This is a genomic window from Mycobacterium szulgai, assembly GCF_002116635.1.
GTDB classification, from domain to species: domain Bacteria; phylum Actinomycetota; class Actinomycetes; order Mycobacteriales; family Mycobacteriaceae; genus Mycobacterium; species Mycobacterium szulgai.
The window spans coordinates 1-17,294 of sequence record NZ_LQPW01000176.1 but is presented as its reverse complement, the minus strand read 5'-3'; the positions used below and the strand labels follow the sequence as shown (position 1 = coordinate 17,294).

10 protein-coding genes and 1 pseudogene are annotated in these 17,294 nt (G+C 67.2%); 6 read left to right on the top strand and 5 right to left on the bottom strand.

All coding sequences use genetic code 11. The annotated features are described in order from the left end of the window. Positions 1-82: 82 nt before the first annotated feature. Together AWC27_RS33450 and rraA are read left to right on the top strand one after the other, a co-directional pair. Positions 83-472: pseudogene (locus tag AWC27_RS33450) on the top strand (Rv3852 family protein); the annotation flags it as partial. Between the two features lie 3 nt (positions 473-475). Continuing rightward, entirely contained in the window at positions 476-961 is a 486-nt protein-coding gene (gene rraA, locus AWC27_RS28225) for a ribonuclease E activity regulator RraA (RefSeq protein ID WP_085674036.1), read from the top strand. 7 nt (positions 962-968) lie between these two features. Here rraA and AWC27_RS28220 read toward each other — a convergent pair whose 3' ends face one another. Continuing rightward, a complete protein-coding gene (locus AWC27_RS28220) occupies positions 969-2,438 on the bottom strand; it encodes a flavin-containing monooxygenase (RefSeq protein WP_085674034.1) in 1,470 nt (489 codons plus the stop codon). 156 nt (positions 2,439-2,594) lie between these two features. Between AWC27_RS28220 and AWC27_RS28215 the strand changes: the two genes are divergently transcribed. Genes AWC27_RS28215 through dinB form a run of 3 tightly spaced genes read left to right on the top strand, consistent with a single transcriptional unit; the run spans position 2,595 to position 7,779 of the window. Beyond that, positions 2,595-5,843 carry a PE family protein gene (locus AWC27_RS28215; protein WP_085674240.1) on the top strand — a complete coding sequence of 1,083 codons (3,249 nt, stop codon included), beginning with the start codon at positions 2,595-2,597 and terminating at the stop codon, positions 5,841-5,843. Positions 5,844-5,895: 52 nt separating this feature from the next. Further along, a complete protein-coding gene (locus AWC27_RS28210; RefSeq protein WP_085674032.1) occupies positions 5,896-6,543 on the top strand; it encodes a TetR/AcrR family transcriptional regulator in 648 nt (215 codons plus the stop codon). 33 nt (positions 6,544-6,576) lie between these two features. Then, positions 6,577-7,779, top strand: a complete 1,203-nt coding sequence (gene dinB / locus AWC27_RS28205; protein ID WP_085674030.1) for a DNA polymerase IV — start codon at positions 6,577-6,579, stop codon at positions 7,777-7,779. Here the strand turns inward: dinB and AWC27_RS28200 are convergent. Together AWC27_RS28200 and AWC27_RS28195 are read right to left on the bottom strand one after the other, a co-directional pair. Then, positions 7,776-8,777, bottom strand: coding sequence for a PHP domain-containing protein (locus AWC27_RS28200; protein WP_085674028.1), 1,002 nt, complete (start codon positions 8,775-8,777; stop codon positions 7,776-7,778). The genes dinB and AWC27_RS28200 overlap by 4 nt on opposite strands. Next, positions 8,765-9,211, bottom strand: a complete 447-nt coding sequence (locus AWC27_RS28195) for a hypothetical protein (protein ID WP_085674026.1) — start codon at positions 9,209-9,211, stop codon at positions 8,765-8,767. The genes AWC27_RS28200 and AWC27_RS28195 overlap by 13 nt, the downstream gene beginning before the upstream one ends. Before the next feature lie 50 nt (positions 9,212-9,261). Between AWC27_RS28195 and AWC27_RS28190 the strand changes: the two genes are divergently transcribed. After that, positions 9,262-10,110, top strand: a complete 849-nt coding sequence (locus AWC27_RS28190) for an LLM class F420-dependent oxidoreductase (protein WP_085674024.1) — start codon at positions 9,262-9,264, stop codon at positions 10,108-10,110. 351 nt (positions 10,111-10,461) lie between these two features. Here the strand turns inward: AWC27_RS28190 and AWC27_RS28185 are convergent, their stop codons facing one another. Continuing rightward, positions 10,462-11,928: a glutamate synthase subunit beta gene (locus tag AWC27_RS28185; RefSeq protein WP_085674022.1), complete on the bottom strand. Its 1,467-nt coding sequence runs from the start codon at positions 11,926-11,928 to the stop codon at positions 10,462-10,464. Then, the gene (gene gltB, locus AWC27_RS28180; RefSeq protein ID WP_085674020.1) at positions 11,921-16,516 is read right to left on the bottom strand and encodes a glutamate synthase large subunit; all 4,596 of its coding nucleotides are present in this window, start codon (positions 16,514-16,516) and stop codon (positions 11,921-11,923) included. The genes AWC27_RS28185 and gltB overlap by 8 nt, the downstream gene beginning before the upstream one ends. Positions 16,517-17,294: the final 778 nt, after the last annotated feature.

Sequence of the window (17,294 nt, the reverse complement as noted above, 5' to 3'; positions counted from 1 at the left end):
AGCGACGACAAAGACGATAAAGCTGCAAAGGAGCGGCCGCATGGCAGACCCGCAGGATCGACCCGACAGCGAACCCGAAGGCGCACCGCCACCCCCGGCCAAGAAGGCACCCGCTAAGAAGGCCGCCAAAGCGCCCGCGAAAAAGGCCCCCGCAAAGAAGGCACCCGCCAAGAAGACACCCGCGAAAAAGGCGCCGGCCAAGAAGGCACCGGCCAAGGCGGCTGAACCCGCGCCCCCGAAGCTGGCCGACGAGGTGCTCGGCGTAGCACATCGAGCCGAAACCAACGGTCAGCTGGCCGCTGCCGCCAAAGACGCAGCTGCACAAGCGAAGTCGACGGTTGACCACGCGAACAACCCACTCCCCCGCGAAACATCGGCACCGTCGCCGCTACAGTCGCCGGTGCCGGTGCTCGTCGCCATCACGCTCAGCCTGCTGGCGCTGCTGCTGGTCCGCCAACTGCGGCGCCGCTGATCGATGACCTTGTCATTTCGGCCGACGGCCGATCTCGTCGACGACATCGGGCCGGACGTGCGTAGCTGCGACCTGCAATTCCGGCAGTTCGGCGGCCGCACCGAATTCGCCGGGCCGATCAGCACCGTGCGCTGCTTCCAGGACAACGCGTTGTTGAAGTCCGTACTCTCGGAGCCCGGCGCGGGCGGCGTGCTTGTCATCGACGGTGCCGGCTCCCTGCACTCGGCATTGGTCGGTGACGTAATCGCCGAGCTGGCCCGCTCCAACGGCTGGTCCGGGCTGGTGGTCAACGGCGCGGTCCGCGACTCCGCCGCACTGCGCGGCATCGATATCGGCATCAAGGCGCTGGGCACCAACCCCCGCAAAAGCACCAAAACCGGCGCCGGCGAACGCGGCGTCGAAATCACCTTGGGCGGTGTGACATTCGTTCCCGGGGACATCGCCTACAGCGACGACGACGGCGTTGTCGTCGTCGCTGCAGGGTCCTGAACTGCCCCTAAACTCCCACTGGGACAGGCTTTTTGGCAAACCGCAGACCCTCGTCGTTGATCTTGCCGCGCCGGATGAGGTGGATATCGCGCAGGTAGTTCTGGTTCAGGCGCCACGGGGTGCGCGAACCCTGCTTGGGCAATTCGTCGAGTGAGCGCAATACATAACCCGGGGTGAACTCCATGAATGGGCGCTCGTCGACATCCGCGGGCGGATTCTCCACCACAACCGTGTCAAAACCCTTGTCGTCCATGTAATTAAGCAGGCGGCAGACGAACTCCGAAACCAGGTCGGCCTTCAAGGTCCACGACGCATTGGTGTAGCCGACGGTGTAGGCCATGTTCGGAATGCCGGACAGCATCATGCCCTTATAGGCCATCGTCTTGGTCAGGTCCACCGGCTGTCCGTCGACGGTAGCGCTCGCGCCACCGAACAGCTGCAGGTTCAAACCCGTTGCGGTGATGATGATGTCGGCCGGCAGTTCCCGCCCCGAGTTCAGCCGGATTCCGGTCGCCGTGAACCGGTCGATGGTGTCAGTGACCACGTCGACCTTGCCGTGCCGGATGGCCCGGAACAGGTCTCCGTTGGGCACCAGGCACAACCGCTGCTCCCACGGGTTATAGTGCGGCCCGAAGTGTTTGCGGACGTCGAAGTCCTCGGGAAGCTGGCGCTGGACCAGGCCCATGAACATTTTTCGCATCCGGCGCGGCCACTTCTGACAGGCCCCGTACACAGCCTGCTGACGCAGAACGTTCTTCCACCGCACGGCGGTGTACGCCATCTTCTCCGGAAGCCAGCGGTTGAGCCGCTCGGCAATGGTGTCCTCTTCGGGTTGGGACACGATGTAGGTGGGCGAGCGCTGCAGCATGGTGACATGCTGCGCGCCCGAATTCGCCAGTGCTGGAACAAGAGTGACCGAGGTGGCCCCACTGCCGATGACAACCACCCGCTTGCCGGCGTAGTCCAGGTCCTCGGGCCAGTGCTGGGGATGGATGATCGGGCCGCTGAAATCCTCGGCACCGGGGAACTTGGGCGAGTAGCCCTCCTCGTAGTTGTAGTAGCCGCTGCACAGAAAGAGGAATGAGCACGTGATCGAACTCGGTACGCCGTCGCATTCGATCTGGACGGTCCAGCGATTCTCCCTGCTCGACCAATCAGCGCTGAGCACTTTCTGGTTGAGCCGGATGTGCTTGTCTATGCCGTACATTTCCGCCGTGCTCTTGACGTAGTCGAGGATCGGCTTGCCGTCGGCGATGGCCTGGCGGTCGGTCCAGGGACGGAAGCGGAATCCGAGCGTGTACATGTCGGAGTCCGAGCGAATGCCCGGGTAGCGGAACAGATCCCAGGTGCCGCCCATGGCTTGGCGCTTCTCCAGGATCGCGTAGCGCTTGGTCGGGCAGCGATCCTGCAAATGCCAGGCCGCACTCACCCCCGAAATGCCGGCGCCCACAATGACGACGTCTAGGTGCTCAGTCATGGAACCAAGTTATCAACAGTGTGTCGAGTTCGCCAACGGTATGTCGAATAAGGCCCTTCCGGCAAATTAACCGCCAAGCAAATGGATATTGCGAACCTGGTCACTGCAGCCCGCTCACCGCGTTATAGTCCGCCGCAATTGCAGGAGGTGGGTGAGATGTCGTTCCTTATCGCACTGCCGGACTCGCTCGCAACAGCGGCGACCGATCTGATCGGTCTCGGTTCGGCGCTGAGCGCGGCAAACACCGTCGCGGCGGCGCAAACAACCCGGCTTACGGCCGCAGCCGAGGATGAGGTCTCGGCGGCCGTCGCAGCGTTGTTCTCCGCCCACGGTCAGGGATATCAGGCGCTCAGCCGACAAGCGGCGGCCTTCCATGCCGAATTCCAACGCGGCTTGACTGCCGGCTCGGCGGCGTATGCCTCAGCGGAGGCCATCAACGCAGCGGCTGCCAACAACCCGGTGCAACAACTGCTCAACGCGATCAACGTGCAAGTACAGGCGCTGACCGGGCGACCGTTGACCGGCAACGGCGCCAACGGAGCTCCCGGCACCGGCGGCAATGGCACGCCGGGCGGCTGGTTGTGGGGCAACGGCGGTGCGGGCGGATCCGGCGCGTCCGGCGCCGACGGCCAACGCGGCGGCACCGGCGGGGCTGCCGGTCTCTTCGGCAACGGCGGCGCGGGTGGAGCCGGCGGCGAATCGACCACCGGCACGGCTGGAGCCGGCGGAGCCGGCGGGGCCGGCGGCGCGTTGTTCGGAACTGGCGGCGCCGGCGGAACCGGCGGGACCAGCGGGGCCGCATCCACCGTGACCGCCGGGGCCGGCGGGGCCGGCGGCGCCGGCGGGCTGTTCGGCAACGGCGGGGCCGGTGGCACCGGCGGATACGCCCGAAACGCTGCGGCTAATGGCGGCGGCGGCGGTACCGGTGGCGCCGCCGGATTCTTCGGCAATCACGGCGGCACCGGCGGTGGCGGCGGATTCGGTGCCAGCGGAGGTGCCGGCGGGGCCGGCGGCGCGGCCGGCCTGTTGGGCGCCGCCGGCGATGGCGGTTTAGGTGGCCTCGCCACCGGCGGCGCGGGCGTTGGCGGCGCCGGTGGCGCGGGCGGGGCAGGCGGCTTGTTCACCCCTGGGGGCAGCGGCGGCGACGGTGGCGTTGCCAACGGCGCCGCCGGTGTGGGCGGTGCGGGTGGCGCCGGCGGTGCAGGTGGATTGTTCAGCGCGGGCGGGGCCGGTGGAGCCGGCGCCGCCGGCGCCGTCGAGGGAGGCACCGGTGGAGCAGGGGGTGCCGGCGGCCTGTTCGGCTCGGGCGGCTCGGGCGGCGACGGCGGATACAGCATCACACTCGGCGGCGTCGGCGGTGCCGGCGGAGCCGCCGGTTACTTCGGTGCCACCGGCGGCGCTGGCGGCAACGGCGGCAACACCGGCATCCTGTCTGCCGGCGGGGCAGGCGGCAACGGTGGCAACGGCGGGCTGTTCGGTTCTGGAGGCAACGGCGGAACCGGCGGGACGAACCTCACCTCGCTTGTCTCCAGCGATAAGGCGGGCAGCGGCGGCAATGGCGGCAACGGCGGCATCGTCTTCGGCTCAGGCGGTGCTGGCGGCGCGGGCGGTGTCAGCTTCGCCGCCACGGGCGGCGCCGGCGGTACGGGTGGCAACGCCGGCCTGATCGGCGGCTCGGGTGGCGCCGGCGGCGCCGGCGGCTTCGGCAAAGTCGGAGGCGACGGCGGCAACGGCGGCAAGGCCGGGTTTGTCGGCGACTCCGGTAGCGGCGGCGCCGGCGGCCAGGGCATCACCGGCCTTGGCGGCCAAGGTGGCAACGGCGGCAACGGCGGCAACGGCGTGCTGCTCGGCACCGGCGGGAACGCCGGCAATCCCGGAACCGGCGCCACCGACGGCACCATCGGCGCCGCCGGATCCGGCGGACCCCTGCAAGGGGTCTTCGACGCGGTCAATGGGCCCACCCAAGCCCTCACCGGACGCCCGCTGATCGGCAACGGCAGCAACGGCGCCGCGGGAACCGGACACGACGGCACCCCGGGCGGGTGGTTGTTCGGCAACGGCGGTGCGGGCGGGTCCGGTGCGCCCGGCACCGTCGGCCAAGCCGGTGGTGCCGGCGGGGCCGGTGGACTGTTCGGTAACGGCGGCGCCGGCGGGGCCGGCGGGGAATCGACCGGCCTCACCGCCGGAGCTGGCGGGGCAGGTGGCGCCGGGGGTCGCGGCGGCCTGTTATTCGGCACCGGCGGTGTCGGGGGCGGCGGCGGGGCGGCCGGCACCACGGCGACCGTCGCAGCTGGGGCCGGCGGCGCCGGCGGAGCCGGCGGATTGTTCGGCGACGGCGGCAGCGGCGGGATCGGCGGGGTCAGCCTCAACTTCGCGAAAGGCATCGGCGGAGCCGGCGGGGACGCCGGCAGCGCCGGACTGTTCGGCAACCATGGCGGCACCGGCGGCCACGGCGGCTACGCCAACACCGGCGGTGTCGGTGGCCACGGCGGAGCCGCCGGGATGTTCGGGGCCGCCGGCGGCGGCGGTGCCGGGGCGTACGGCAACGGGACCGGGGGCGCCGGAGGCACAGGCGGAGCTGGTGGGCTGTTCAGCCTCGCCGGCATTGGTGGCGACGGCGGTCAGGGCGGCGTCAACGGCGGCGCGGGTGGCACCGGCGGTGCCGGCGGAGTGTTCAGTGCCGGTGGCGCGGGCGGCAGCGGTGGATTCGGCCTCTTCAGTAAGGGCGCGGCAGGCGGTGCCGGCGGCGCAGGTGGCTTGTTCGGCTCGGGCGGCGCCGGTGGAGCCGGCGGTCGCGGGCCCACACTCGGCGGCGCCGGTGGAGCCGGTGGGGCCGCCGGATTCTTCGGCGCCAGCGGCGGCGCCGGCGGTACCGGAGGTAGCAGCGGGACGACCGCCGGGGCCGGCGGTACCGGCGGGGCTGGCGGGTTGTTCGGCGCAGGAGGTAGCGGCGGCACGGGCGGGTTCAGCACCAGTCAAGGCGGAGCCGGTGGCAGCGGCGGCCATGGCGGCACTTACTACGGCGCTGGCGGCGCTGGCGGCGCCGGCGGGTCCAGCGGCAAGGCCGGCGGCGCGGGGGGCGCCGGCGGCGATGCGGGCCTGCTCTCGGGCGACGGAGGCGACGGCGGGGCCGGCGGTTTCGGCGTCGACACCGGCGGCCATGGCGGTGCCGGCGGCAAGGCCGGGCAGATTGGCGACGGCGGCAACGGCGGCGCCGGCGGGCAGGGCAGCCCCGACGGCACCGGCAAGGGCGGCAATGGTGGTGCCGGCGGCAACGCTGTGCTGATTGAAGACGGCGGGAACGGCGGCAACGCCGGTACCGGCGGTCTCGGCTCCGGGACTGCAGGTCTGGGCGGAACCGGCGGCTCGCTGCTTGGTGCGGACGGACGCAACGGGCTGCCGTAACGGCCAGCCTCGACAAGATGTCGAGATTCTCAACACGGTGTAACCTGCCGTCGTGGCCACTTCCCCTGCCAGCAGAACCCCGCTCAGAGGTGGCCGGCGTAGCGCACGCCCATCCGGCGACGAACGTGAGCTGGCAATCCTTTCAACCGCAGAGCAACTGCTGCAGGATCGTCCGCTGGCCGACATCTCGGTCGACGACCTGGCCAAGGGCGCCGGGATCTCGCGGCCCACGTTCTACTTCTATTTCCCGTCCAAGGAAGCGGTGCTGCTGGCGCTGCTCGACCACGTGGTCAACGAAGCAGACTCCGCGTTGCAGGCTCTGGCCGAAACCAGCGACGCCGACCACGAGAACATGTGGCGCACCGGCATCAGCGTCTTCTTCGAAGCGTTCGGATCGCACAAAGCTGTAACCCGCGCCAGCATGGCCGCCCGGGACACCAGCGGTGAGCTGCGGGAGCTGTGGTCGACGTTCATGCAAAAGTGGATCACCTTCTCGGCTACGAAGATCGACGACGAGCGCGACCGTGGTGCCGCTCCGCACACCCTGCCCAGCCATGAACTGGCCACCGTCCTCAACCTGATGAACGAACGGTCGTTGTTCGCGTCGTTCGCCGGGGAAGAACCCTCGGTGCCCGAAGCCCAAGTCCTCGACGCACTGGTCCATGTCTGGGTCAACAGCATCTACGGCGAGGCCCGCTAGCGTCCTGGGCTTGTCACCCCGCCATGCGAACATGTGTTCGTGCGGTGCGAGGCGTCCATCCTGCACGCGGATCTGGACTCGTTTTATGCCTCCGTCGAACAGCGGGACGACCCGACGTTGCAGGGCCGCCCGGTGATCGTCGGCGGCGGAGTTGTGCTGGCCGCCAGCTATGAAGCCAAGGCCTACGGCGTACGTACCGCGATGGGCGGCGGGCAGGCGCGTCGGCTTTGCCCGCATGCCGTGGTGGTGCGCCCGCGAATGTCCGCTTATCAGCAGGCCAGCGACGCGGTGTTCGAGGTGTTTCGCCACTGCACGCCATTGGTCGAGCCGCTTTCGGTGGACGAGGCGTTTCTCGACGTCGGCGGCCTGCGGCGGGTGTCAGGCACGCCGGTCCAGATCGGCGCCCGGCTCCGCGCCGATGTGCGCGACCAGGTGGGTCTGCCCATCACCGTCGGAATCGCGCGAACCAAGTTCCTTGCGAAGGTAGCCAGCCAGGAGGCCAAGCCCGACGGGCTGCTACTGGTACCGCCCGATCAGGAACTGGGATTCCTGCATCCGCTGCCGGTGCGCCGGCTGTGGGGCGTGGGCGCCAAGACGGCCGACAAATTGCACGCTCACGGCATCACCACCGTCGCCGAAGTCGCCGAACTCGGCGAGTCGACGCTGGCCTCGATGGTCGGCGGCGCCATGGGCCGCCAACTGTATGCGCTGTCGCGCAACATCGACCAACGCCGAGTCACGACCAGTGTGCGGCGCCGCTCGGTGGGCGCGCAGCGCGCACTGGGCCGCGTCGGCAACACCATGTCACCAGGCGAAATCGATGCCGTTGTTGTCACCTTGATCGACCGCATCACCGGCCGAATGCGCGCCGCCGGACGCACCGGACGAACCGTGGTGCTGCGGCTGCGGTTCGACGACTTCACCCGCGCAACGCGTTCTCACACGCTGCCGTGGGCCACGTCCTCGACACAGCCCATCCTGGCCGCGGCCCGGCGACTGGTCGCCTCGGCCGCCCCCGTGATCGCCGAGCGTGGCCTGACGCTGGTCGGGTTCGCGGTGTCGGGCATTGACCGCAGCGGCTCCCAGCAACTCATGCTGCCATTGCCCGGCGAGACGCCCGATTCCATCGACGCCGCCGTCGACCAGATCCGCCGGCGCTACGGCAAATCCGCGGTGACGCGCGCGGTACTGGTCGGGCGTGACCCCGGACTGGAGATGCCCCGCCTTCCCGACTAGTGAGCCCACTCCAGCAGCCGATCGGCCGGCCAGGTGTTGATGATGCGGTCCACCGGGACTTCGGCGTCGAGTGCGCGCTGCGCACCGTAACCCAGGAAGTCCAGCTGTCCGGGCGCGTGCGCATCGGTGTCGATGCTGAATACGCAGCCGATGTCGCGCGCAAGGTCCAGCAGACGGCTCGGTGGGTCCCGGCGCTCCGGACGGGAATTGATCTCCACGGCGGTGCCGTGGTCACGGCATGCGGTGAACACCGCCTCGGCATCGAATGCCGATTCCGGCCGGATACCCCGGTTGCCGGAGACCAGCCGCCCGGTGCAGTGACCAAGCACGTCGGCGTGCGGGTTGGCGACCGCATTGACCATGCGGCGGGTCATTGCCGCGGCATCCATGGAGAGCTTGGAGTGCACGCTGGCCACCACGATGTCCAGCCGCTCCAGCAGCTCGGGTTCCTGGTCCAGGCTGCCGTCGTCGAGAATGTCGACCTCGATCCCGGTGAGGATGCGCAGCGGCGCGAATTGCTCACGCAGCCCATCGATTACGTCGAGCTGCTTGCGCAGCCGGTCCGGAGAAAGGCCGTTAGCGATGGTCAACCGCGGCGAGTGGTCGGTCAGTGCGCAGTACTCATGCCCCAGCGAGGCCGCGGTGGCCATCATCTCACCGATCGGCGCCGAACCGTCCGACCAATTGGAATGCAGGTGCAGATCGCCGCGTAACGCGGCCCGGATATCGCCGCCGCCGAGATCTTGCGCTGCAGAACGCAATTCGATCAGGAGATCGGGTTCGCGACCGGACCAGGCCTGGTCGATGACCTTCGCGGTCTTGGGACCGATGCCCGGCAACGACTGCCAGCTGTTGGCCTGGCCGTGCCGCTCACGCTGCGCGTCGTCCAGCTTCTCGACGATGTCGGCGGCGTTGCGATAAGCCATGACGCGTCGCGCGTCGTGGCGGCTACGGTCTTTGTAGTAAGCGATTTGCCGCAGCGCAATTACTGGGTCCACAGCTGCCCCGCGATAAATCCTGCGAAAATTACTGCGAAGCCGCCTATTTCGCCGAGAATCAGCAGGGCCATCGCCGTTCCCGTTCCCCGCGCCGGAGGGTTGAACTGGTTTTCGGTGTCCCGGCGGGCGCCGTGCGCGATGTAACTTCCGATGGCCGCGACGAAAAAGAACACCACCACCGCGGCGGCGGAGAGGTTCACCCAGACCGGCCAGGCGCTGAATGCGACGAAGACCGCGATCAGCAGCGTCGCAAACGAGTAGAGCAGCGCCGCCCGATGAGCGATGTCCACGTAGGGGTGCGCGCGGTGATCGTCGGACACCATGATCTGCCGGTACTTCCACACCCCGAGAACAAGCGCCAAAAGAAAGATCACGCCGGCCGCAGCCAGGGTCAGTGAAATATCGATGCGTTCGATGTGTATGGCGAAGTTCATCGTTACCCGAGTTTAGTTGCGCTTCACAAACTGCGACTACGGTCGGACTAATGCGATTCGCGTTCAAGACCTCACCGCAAGAGACCACCTGGGCCGACATGCTTGCCGTCTGGCAAGCCGCCGACGCCATCGACGTCTACGAGTCGGGGTGGACGTTCGATCACTTCTATCCGATTTTCAGCGACTCCACCGGGCCGTGCCTGGAGGGCTGGACAACGCTGACCGCGCTGGCCCAGGCCACCACACGGCTGCGGTTGGGCACCCTGGTGACCGGCATCCACTACCGTCATCCCGCCGTGCTGGCCAACATGGCGGCCGCACTCGACGTCATCTCGGGCGGCCGGCTCGAGCTGGGTATCGGCGCCGGCTGGAACGAGGAGGAATCCGGCGCCTACGGGATCGAACTGGGCACCATCAGGGAACGGTTCGATCGGTTCGAGGAAGCCTGTCAGGTGCTGACCAGCCTGCTCAGCCAGGACACCACCGACTTCGACGGCAAGTACTACCAGCTCAAGGGTGCTCGCAACGAACCGAAGGGGCCGCAGCGCCCACACCCGCCGATCTGCATCGGCGGCAGCGGGGAGAAGCGCACGCTACGGATCACCGCACGCTATGCCCAGCACTGGAACTTCGTCGGTGGTCCGCCTGAGGAATTCGCGCGCAAGCGCGCCGTCCTGGCGTCGCATTGCGCAGACATAGGTCGCGATCCGAAAGAGATCACGCTGTCGGCCCATCTGCGCTTGGAGCCGGACCGCGACTACTCGAAGGTGATCGACGGCGCGGCCGCGCTGGCCGCCGAAGGTCTGGACCTCGGAATCGTCTACATCACGCCTCCGCACGATCCGGCCGTCCTGGAGCCGTTGGCGGAGAAGATACGGGACTCCGGGCTCTGCAGATAACACGTCGATTAAGGCGAGCAAACTATCGCGGGCCCGCGGCTACGCGGGCCCGCACTCCTACACGGCGAAGCGCAGTAGCTCTTCGGCGGTTACCAGACGTTCGTGTTTGGCGGGAAACTCGTGGCTTTTCACCGGGTGGCGAAACCATGACCAGGCGATTCGCCCCATGCGTGACCGGGGTACTGGGTTGCTATGCACAGTGGCACTCCTGCGATCCGATAACTCATCCGGGCTTCACATCTGACGTCTATGTGATCCAGCCCACAGAGAGCTATTAGACACCCCGGTTCTGGCAAACGGTCGACGGCGCGCCGAGCAATTTATCAAATGTTTCTGGTGTTACTGATGTGACTAGTGTATGGGAGCGGCCGTCGGTTTGATCGGCGCCGGAAGCGCGCTCGCGCCCATCAAATGGCGGTCCACACCGGCCGCCGCCGCCCTGCCCTCAGCAATCGCCCAGACGATCAGCGACTGGCCGCGACCCATGTCACCGGCAACGAACACACCCGGGACCGAGGTCTCGAAGTCGTCGTTGCGGGCGACGTTTCCGCGGTCGGTCAGCTTGACCCCGAGATCGGTGAGCAGCCCCGGCTGCTCCGGGCCGACGAACCCCATCGCCAGCAAAACCAGGTCGGCCTCCAACTCGAAATCTGAGCCCTCGACCTTGACGAATTTGCCGTCCTGCATGGTCACTTCGTGCACCTTGAGTGCGGCTACGTGGCCATCCTTACCGACGAACTCCTCGGTGTTTACCGAGAACACCCGCTCGCCGCCTTCCTCGTGCGCCGACGAAACCCGGTACATCAGTGGGTACATCGGCCACGGTGTCGATTCGGCGCGAGTGTCCGGCGGGCGCGGCATGATCTCGAACTGGTGGATGTTGACCGCACCCTGGCGGTGTGCGGTACCCAGGCAGTCGGCCCCGGTGTCGCCGCCGCCGATGATGACGACCCGCTTGCCGTGTGCGGTGATCGGGGGCTGCCCGTCGGGACCCAAAACGTCATCGCCCTCCTGAACCCGGTTGCCCCAGGGCAGGTACTCCATCGCCTGGTGGATGCCATCCAGATCCCGGCCGGGAATGGGCAGGTCGCGCGCGGCGGTGGCACCGCCGGCCAATACCACCGCATCGAAATCAGCTCGCAGTTGCTCGACGGTGAGGTCGGCGCCCACGTTGACGCCGGCCCGGAATTCGGTGCCTTCGGCACGCATCTGCTCCAGCCGCCGGTCCAGGACGCGCTTTTCCATCTTGAACTCGGGAATGCCATAGCGCAGCAAACCGCCGATGCGGTCGTCGCGCTCGAATACGGTGACACTGTGCCCCGCGCGAGTCAGCTGTTGAGCGGCCGCCAGGCCTGCCGGGCCCGAGCCCACGACGGCGACGGTCTTCCCGGTCTCGCAGTGCGGCCGGACCGGCTCGACCCAGCCTTCATCGAAGGCCCGGTCGATGATCTCCAGCTCGATCTGTTTGATGGTGACCGGATCCTGGTTGATGCCGAGCACACACGCCGGCTCACACGGGGCCGGACACAGCCGGCCGGTGAAGTCCGGGAAGTTATTGGTGGCATGCAACCGTTCGATCGCGTCACGGAACCGGCCCCGGCGCACCAGGTCGTTCCATTCCGGGATCAAGTTGCCCAGCGGACAGCCGTTGTGGCAGAAGGGAATACCGCAGTCCATGCAACGGGTTGCCTGGTGGCGCAAGGTCTCTTCGTCGAAGTCCTCGTAGACCTCGTTCCAGTCGCGCAGGCGCAGTTCGACAGGTCGGCGCTTCGGCAGTTCCCGATGCGTGTATTTCAGGAAGCCGCTCGGATCAGCCATGTGCGGCCGCCATGATCGCCTTGTCGACATCGACACCGTCGCGCTCGGCTTCCGCGATCGCCTGCAACACCCGCTTGTAGTCGCGCGGCATCACCTTGACGAAGTGCCGTTTCTGTCCGGACCAATCTGCCAGGATCCGCTGTCCCACAGCGGAATCGGTGGCATCGACGTGTGCCGCAATGATGCCGTGCAAGTAATCCACATCCTCCTCGTCGAGGGTTTCCGCCTCGACCATCTCAATGTTCAGGTTGTTGGTTAGCTCGCCGTCGGGGTCGTAGACATAGGCGACGCCTCCAGACATACCCGCGGCGAAGTTACGTCCGGTCCGGCCCAGGATCACCACCCGGCCACCGGTCATGTATTCACACCCGTGATCGCCCACACCCTCGACGACCGCGTGTGCACCGGAGTTGCGGACCGCGAACCGCTCGCCGACCACGCCGCGCAGGAAAACCTCTCCGCTGGTGGCGCCGAACAGAATCACGTTGCCGCCGATGATGTTGTCCTCGGCCACGTAGTCCTGGGGCGCGTTGTCCGACGGGCGCACCACGATCCGGCCGCCCGACAGTCCCTTGCCCACGTAGTCGTTGGCGTCACCGTAGATCCGCAGCGTAATGCCTTTGGGCACAAAGGCGCCGAAGCTGTTGCCCGCCGACCCGTCGAAGGTGATGTCGATGGTGCCGTCCGGAAGCCCTTGGCCACCATAAGCTTTGGTCACCTCGTGGCCGAGCATGGTGCCGACCGTGCGGTTGACGTTGCTGATGGTCGTCGAGAAACGCACTGGTTTACCCGAATCCAACGCCTCCCGGCTCATGACGATCAACTGCTGGTCGAGCGCCTTGTCCAGGCCGTGGTCCTGGCGGGAACTGCAGTACAGGTCCTGGTTCATGAACGCCGACTCGGGCTCGTGCAGAACGGGCGTCAGGTCCAGCCGGTGCGCCTTCCAGTGCGCCCGCGCCAGCGTCGTGTCCAGCGCGCCGGCCTGACCGACGGCTTCGTTGACGGTGCGGAAACCCAGCTGCGCCATGTATTCGCGGACTTCTTCGGCAATGAACAGGAAGAAGTTCTCCACGAATTCAGGCTTGCCGGTGAACCGTTCACGTAGCACCGGATTCTGCGTGGCGACACCGACCGGGCAGGTGTCGAGGTGACACACCCGCATCATGATGCAGCCGGCCACCACCAGCGGGGCGGTGGCAAAGCCGAACTCCTCGGCGCCCAGCAGCGTGGCGATCATGACGTCGCGTCCGGTTTTGAGCTGGCCATCGACCTGGACGACGATCCGGTCGCGTAACCCGTTGAGCAGCAACGTCTGCTGTGTCTCGGCCAGACCCAACTCCCATGGTGCGCCGGCGTGCTTCATCGACGTCAGCGGGGTGGCGCCGGTGCCGCCGTCGTGGCCGGAAATCAGCACCACGTCGGCGTGCGCCTTGGAAACACCGGCCGCGACCGTACCGACTCCGTTCTCGGAGACCAGCTTGACGTGCACCCGTGCTGATGGGTTGGCGTTCTTCAGGTCGTGGATCAGCTGCGCCAGATCCTCGATGGAGTAGATGTCATGGTGCGGCGGCGGCGAAATCAGGCCGACGCCCGGGGTGGAGTGCCGCACCGAAGCCACCCACGGGTACACCTTGTGCCCCGGAAGTTGGCCGCCCTCACCGGGTTTGGCGCCCTGGGCCATCTTGATCTGAATGTCGGTGCAGTTGGTCAGGTAATGCGAGGTGACGCCGAACCGGGCGGACGCAACCTGCTTGATGGCGCTGCGGCGCCAGTCACCGTTGGGGTCGCGCTCGAATCGCTTGACATCCTCGCCGCCCTCACCGCTGTTGGACCGGCCACCCAGCCGGTTCATCGCGATGGCAAGGGTCTCGTGCGCTTCGGCCGAGATCGAGCCGTAGCTCATCGCCCCCGTGGAGAAGCGCTTGACGATCTCGCTGGCCGGCTCGACCTCTTCGATCGGAATCGGAGCACGTACCCCGGCCCGGAACTTGAGCAGCCCGCGCAACGATGCCATGCGCTCGCTCTGGTCGTCGACCAGACGGGTGTACTCCTTGAAGATCTTGTATTGGCCGGTGCGAGTGGCGTGTTGGAGTTTGAACACCGTCTCGGGGTTGAAAAGGTGGTATTCGCCTTCGCGGCGCCACTGGTAATCGCCGCCGACTTCGAGTTCGCGGTGCGCGCGTTCGTCGGGCCGGTCCAGGTACGCCAGTGCGTGCCGGGTGGCGACGTCGGCGGCAATGTCATCGAGGGTGATTCCCCCGGTGGGACAGCTCAATCCAGTGAAGTACTCGTCGAGGACCTCCTCGGAGACGCCGACGGCCTGGAACAGCTGCGCCCCGGTGTAGGACGCCAGCGTCGAAATGCCCATCTTGGACATAACTTTCAGCACGCCCTTGCCCGCCGCCTTGACGTAATTCTTCAACGCGGTGTTGCGGTCGATCCCGTCGCCGACACCCTCCAAGACGCCGCGGTCGAGCATGTCCTCGATCGACTCGAACGCCAGGTAGGGATTGACGGCGGCGGCGCCGCAACCGACCAGCATCGCCATGTGGTGCACCTCGCGGGCATCGCCGGATTCGACGACCAGGCCCACATGGGTGCGGGTGCGATCGCGCACCAGGTGGTGGTGTACCGCGCCGACGGCGAGCAGTGACGGTATCGGTGCCATCTGCTCGTCGGAATGACGGTCGGACAAGATGATCATCCGGGCGCCGTCGGCGATCGCCGCTGAGGCTTGGGCCCGCACCTCGTCCAGCGCGGCTGCCAGTCCTGCGCCGCCCTCGGCCACCGGGTACAGACAGCGAATCACCTTGGATCGCATGCCATGTGGGCGTCCGTTGACCTCGTCCTCGGGGTTGAGGTTGATCAGTTTGGCCAGCTCGTAGTTCCGCAGGATCGGCTGGGGCAGCATGATCTGGTGACAGGAGTTCTCGTCCGGGTTGAGCAGGTCGCGCTCACCGCCGGTGGTGCCTTGCAGGCTGGTCACCACTTCTTCGCGGATGGCGTCCAGCGGCGGGTTGGTCACCTGAGCGAAGAGCTGGTGGAAGTAGTCGTACAGCATCTTCGGCCGCCGCGACAACACCGCGATCGGGGTATCGGTGCCCATCGACCCGATCGGCTCCGCGCCGGTGCGCACCATGGGCGCTACCAGCAGGTTCAGCTCCTCGTAGGTGTAGCCAAAAGTCTGCTGCCGCATGACAAGTCGGTGGTGCGGCATGCGAACGTACTTGTTAGCCGGCAGCTTGTCGATCGGCACCAGGCCCTTGTCGAGCCATTCCTGATACGGGTGCTCGGCGGCCAGTTCGGACTTGATCTCCTCGTCCGAGACGATGCGGCCTTGGGCCGTGTCCACCAGGAACATCCGGCCGGGCTGTAACCGCATCCGCTGCACCACGGTCGACGGGTCCAGGTCCAGGACGCCCGCTTCGGAAGCCATCACGACCAGGCCATCGGCGGTGACCCAGATGCGGGACGGCCGCAGGCCGTTGCGGTCCAGCACCGCGCCCACAATGGTGCCGTCGGTGAAGGTGATCGACGCGGGGCCGTCCCACGGCTCCATCAGCGATGCGTGGTACTGGTAAAAGGCCCGTCGCGCGGGGTCCATCGACTCGTGGCGCTCCCATGCCTCGGGGATCATCATCAGCACCGAGTGCGCCAGGCTGCGCCCGCCTAGGTGCAGTAGCTCGACCACCTCGTCGAAGCGCTGAGTGTCGGAGGCGGCGGGGGTACAGATCGGGAACAGCTTCTCGACGTCATCTTCCGAGCCGAAGACGTCGGTCTTGATCAGCGCCTCCCGGGCCCGCATCCAGTTCTCGTTGCCGGTGACCGTGTTGATTTCGCCGTTGTGGGCGACGCGGCGGAACGGATGGGCCAACGGCCACGACGGGAAGGTGTTCGTGGAGAACCGCGAATGCACGATGCCCAGGGCGCTGGTCATCCGGTCGTCCTGCAGGTCAAGGTAGAACGCTTTGAGCTGCGGGGTGGTCAGCATGCCCTTGTATACGAGCGTCTGGCCGGACAGGCTCGGGAAGTACACCGTTTCCCGGCCCGGCCCATCCTGGCCGGGGCCCTTGGTGCCGAGTTCGTGTTCGGCGCGCTTGCGGACGACGTAGGCGCGGCGCTCCAGCGCCATGCCGGTAGCCCCGGCCATGAACACCTGGCGGAAGGTGGGCATCGCGTCCCGCGACAACGCACCCAGCGACGAGTCGTCGGTGGGCACGTGGCGCCAGCCCAGCACCTTCAGCCCTTCGGCTTCGGCGATCTTCTCCACTGCCGCGCATGCCGCGGCGGCGTCTTTGGATGACTGGGGCAAGAATGCGATACCGGTGGCGTAGCTGCCCGCGGCGGGCAGCTCGAAGTCCACCACCGCGCGCAGGAAGTCGTCCGGGACCTGGATCAAGATGCCGGCGCCGTCACCGCTGCGCGGCTCGGCGCCCTGAGCGCCGCGATGTTCGAGGTTGAGCAGCGCGGTGATCGCCTTGTCCACGATGTCGCGGCTACGCCGGCCGTGCATATCGACGACCATGGCAACACCGCATGAATCGTGTTCATACGCGGAGTTGTACAGCCCGACGCGCTTGGGCGTCATTCCCCACCTAACCCTTCACCAGACTTTTGCAACGGCCTCATCATCGGCTCCGACTGGGCCGCGACCCGGAGGTTGCGGGCTTGACCCCTTCGGTCCTGTCGATAGGCTGTTCGACAGGCGGAGACGGTTCGGTTGTTGATTCGTCCGTGCAGCGTTGAACGGCGGCCTTTTAACCGATCTCGACAAGTCGTAAAACGATATGACAAAACCCGCCTGACATGCCAACTTCCCAATACTAACCCGCGGGCTGGCAGCAACGTAAATTCGCGGTTACCGGTCATCGACGGTATCGCGGCACACACTGGGCCGGTCGGCCGGGTGGCCACACACCATGCGCTTAAACGAGTTTGCTACAAGTTTGGCCGGCCGTCTGCCGCGGCGATCGCCGGCGTGGGGTGCATCAGTCACACCGGCAACACGGCCTGCGATAAGACGTGGCAGCACTGCCGCCCGAATCGCGCGTGCAGCCGCGCCGGGCGCACCGAAAGCACCACAGCCTTCGGACTACCTGAGTTTGCACAATATTAATAGGACTCTAAATCGAGTTGGACCTGACCGATACTGGTGCCTAGCCCTTCTCAGACCTTCCGAGATTCTGGTCACCCATCAGCTGAGGAGCCCATGAACGAGCGCGAGGAATACCTGCGGGACAGGGTGCGCCCCGTAGCACCCCGGCCAGCTCCGCCACCGGCTTCCCCGACACCACCGCCTCTTCCCCCGGCACCCCCTTCCCCGACACCACCGCCGCTCCCCCCGGTACCGCCCCCCCCGGCACAGC

Bases quoted from the DNA above. Each gene is read 5' to 3' on its own strand.
- rraA (WP_085674036.1), top strand. From the start codon at position 476: ATGACCTTGTCATTTCGGCCGACGGCCGATCTCGTCGACGACATCGGG.
- AWC27_RS28220 (WP_085674034.1), bottom strand. From the start codon at position 2,438: ATGACTGAGCACCTAGACGTCGTCATTGTGGGCGCCGGCATTTCGGGG.
- AWC27_RS28215 (WP_085674240.1), top strand. From the start codon at position 2,595: ATGTCGTTCCTTATCGCACTGCCGGACTCGCTCGCAACAGCGGCGACC.
- AWC27_RS28195 (WP_085674026.1), bottom strand. From the start codon at position 9,211: ATGAACTTCGCCATACACATCGAACGCATCGATATTTCACTGACCCTG.
- AWC27_RS28190 (WP_085674024.1), top strand. From the start codon at position 9,262: ATGCGATTCGCGTTCAAGACCTCACCGCAAGAGACCACCTGGGCCGAC.
- AWC27_RS28185 (WP_085674022.1), bottom strand. From the start codon at position 11,928: ATGGCTGATCCGAGCGGCTTCCTGAAATACACGCATCGGGAACTGCCG.
- gltB (WP_085674020.1), bottom strand. From the start codon at position 16,516: ATGACGCCCAAGCGCGTCGGGCTGTACAACTCCGCGTATGAACACGAT.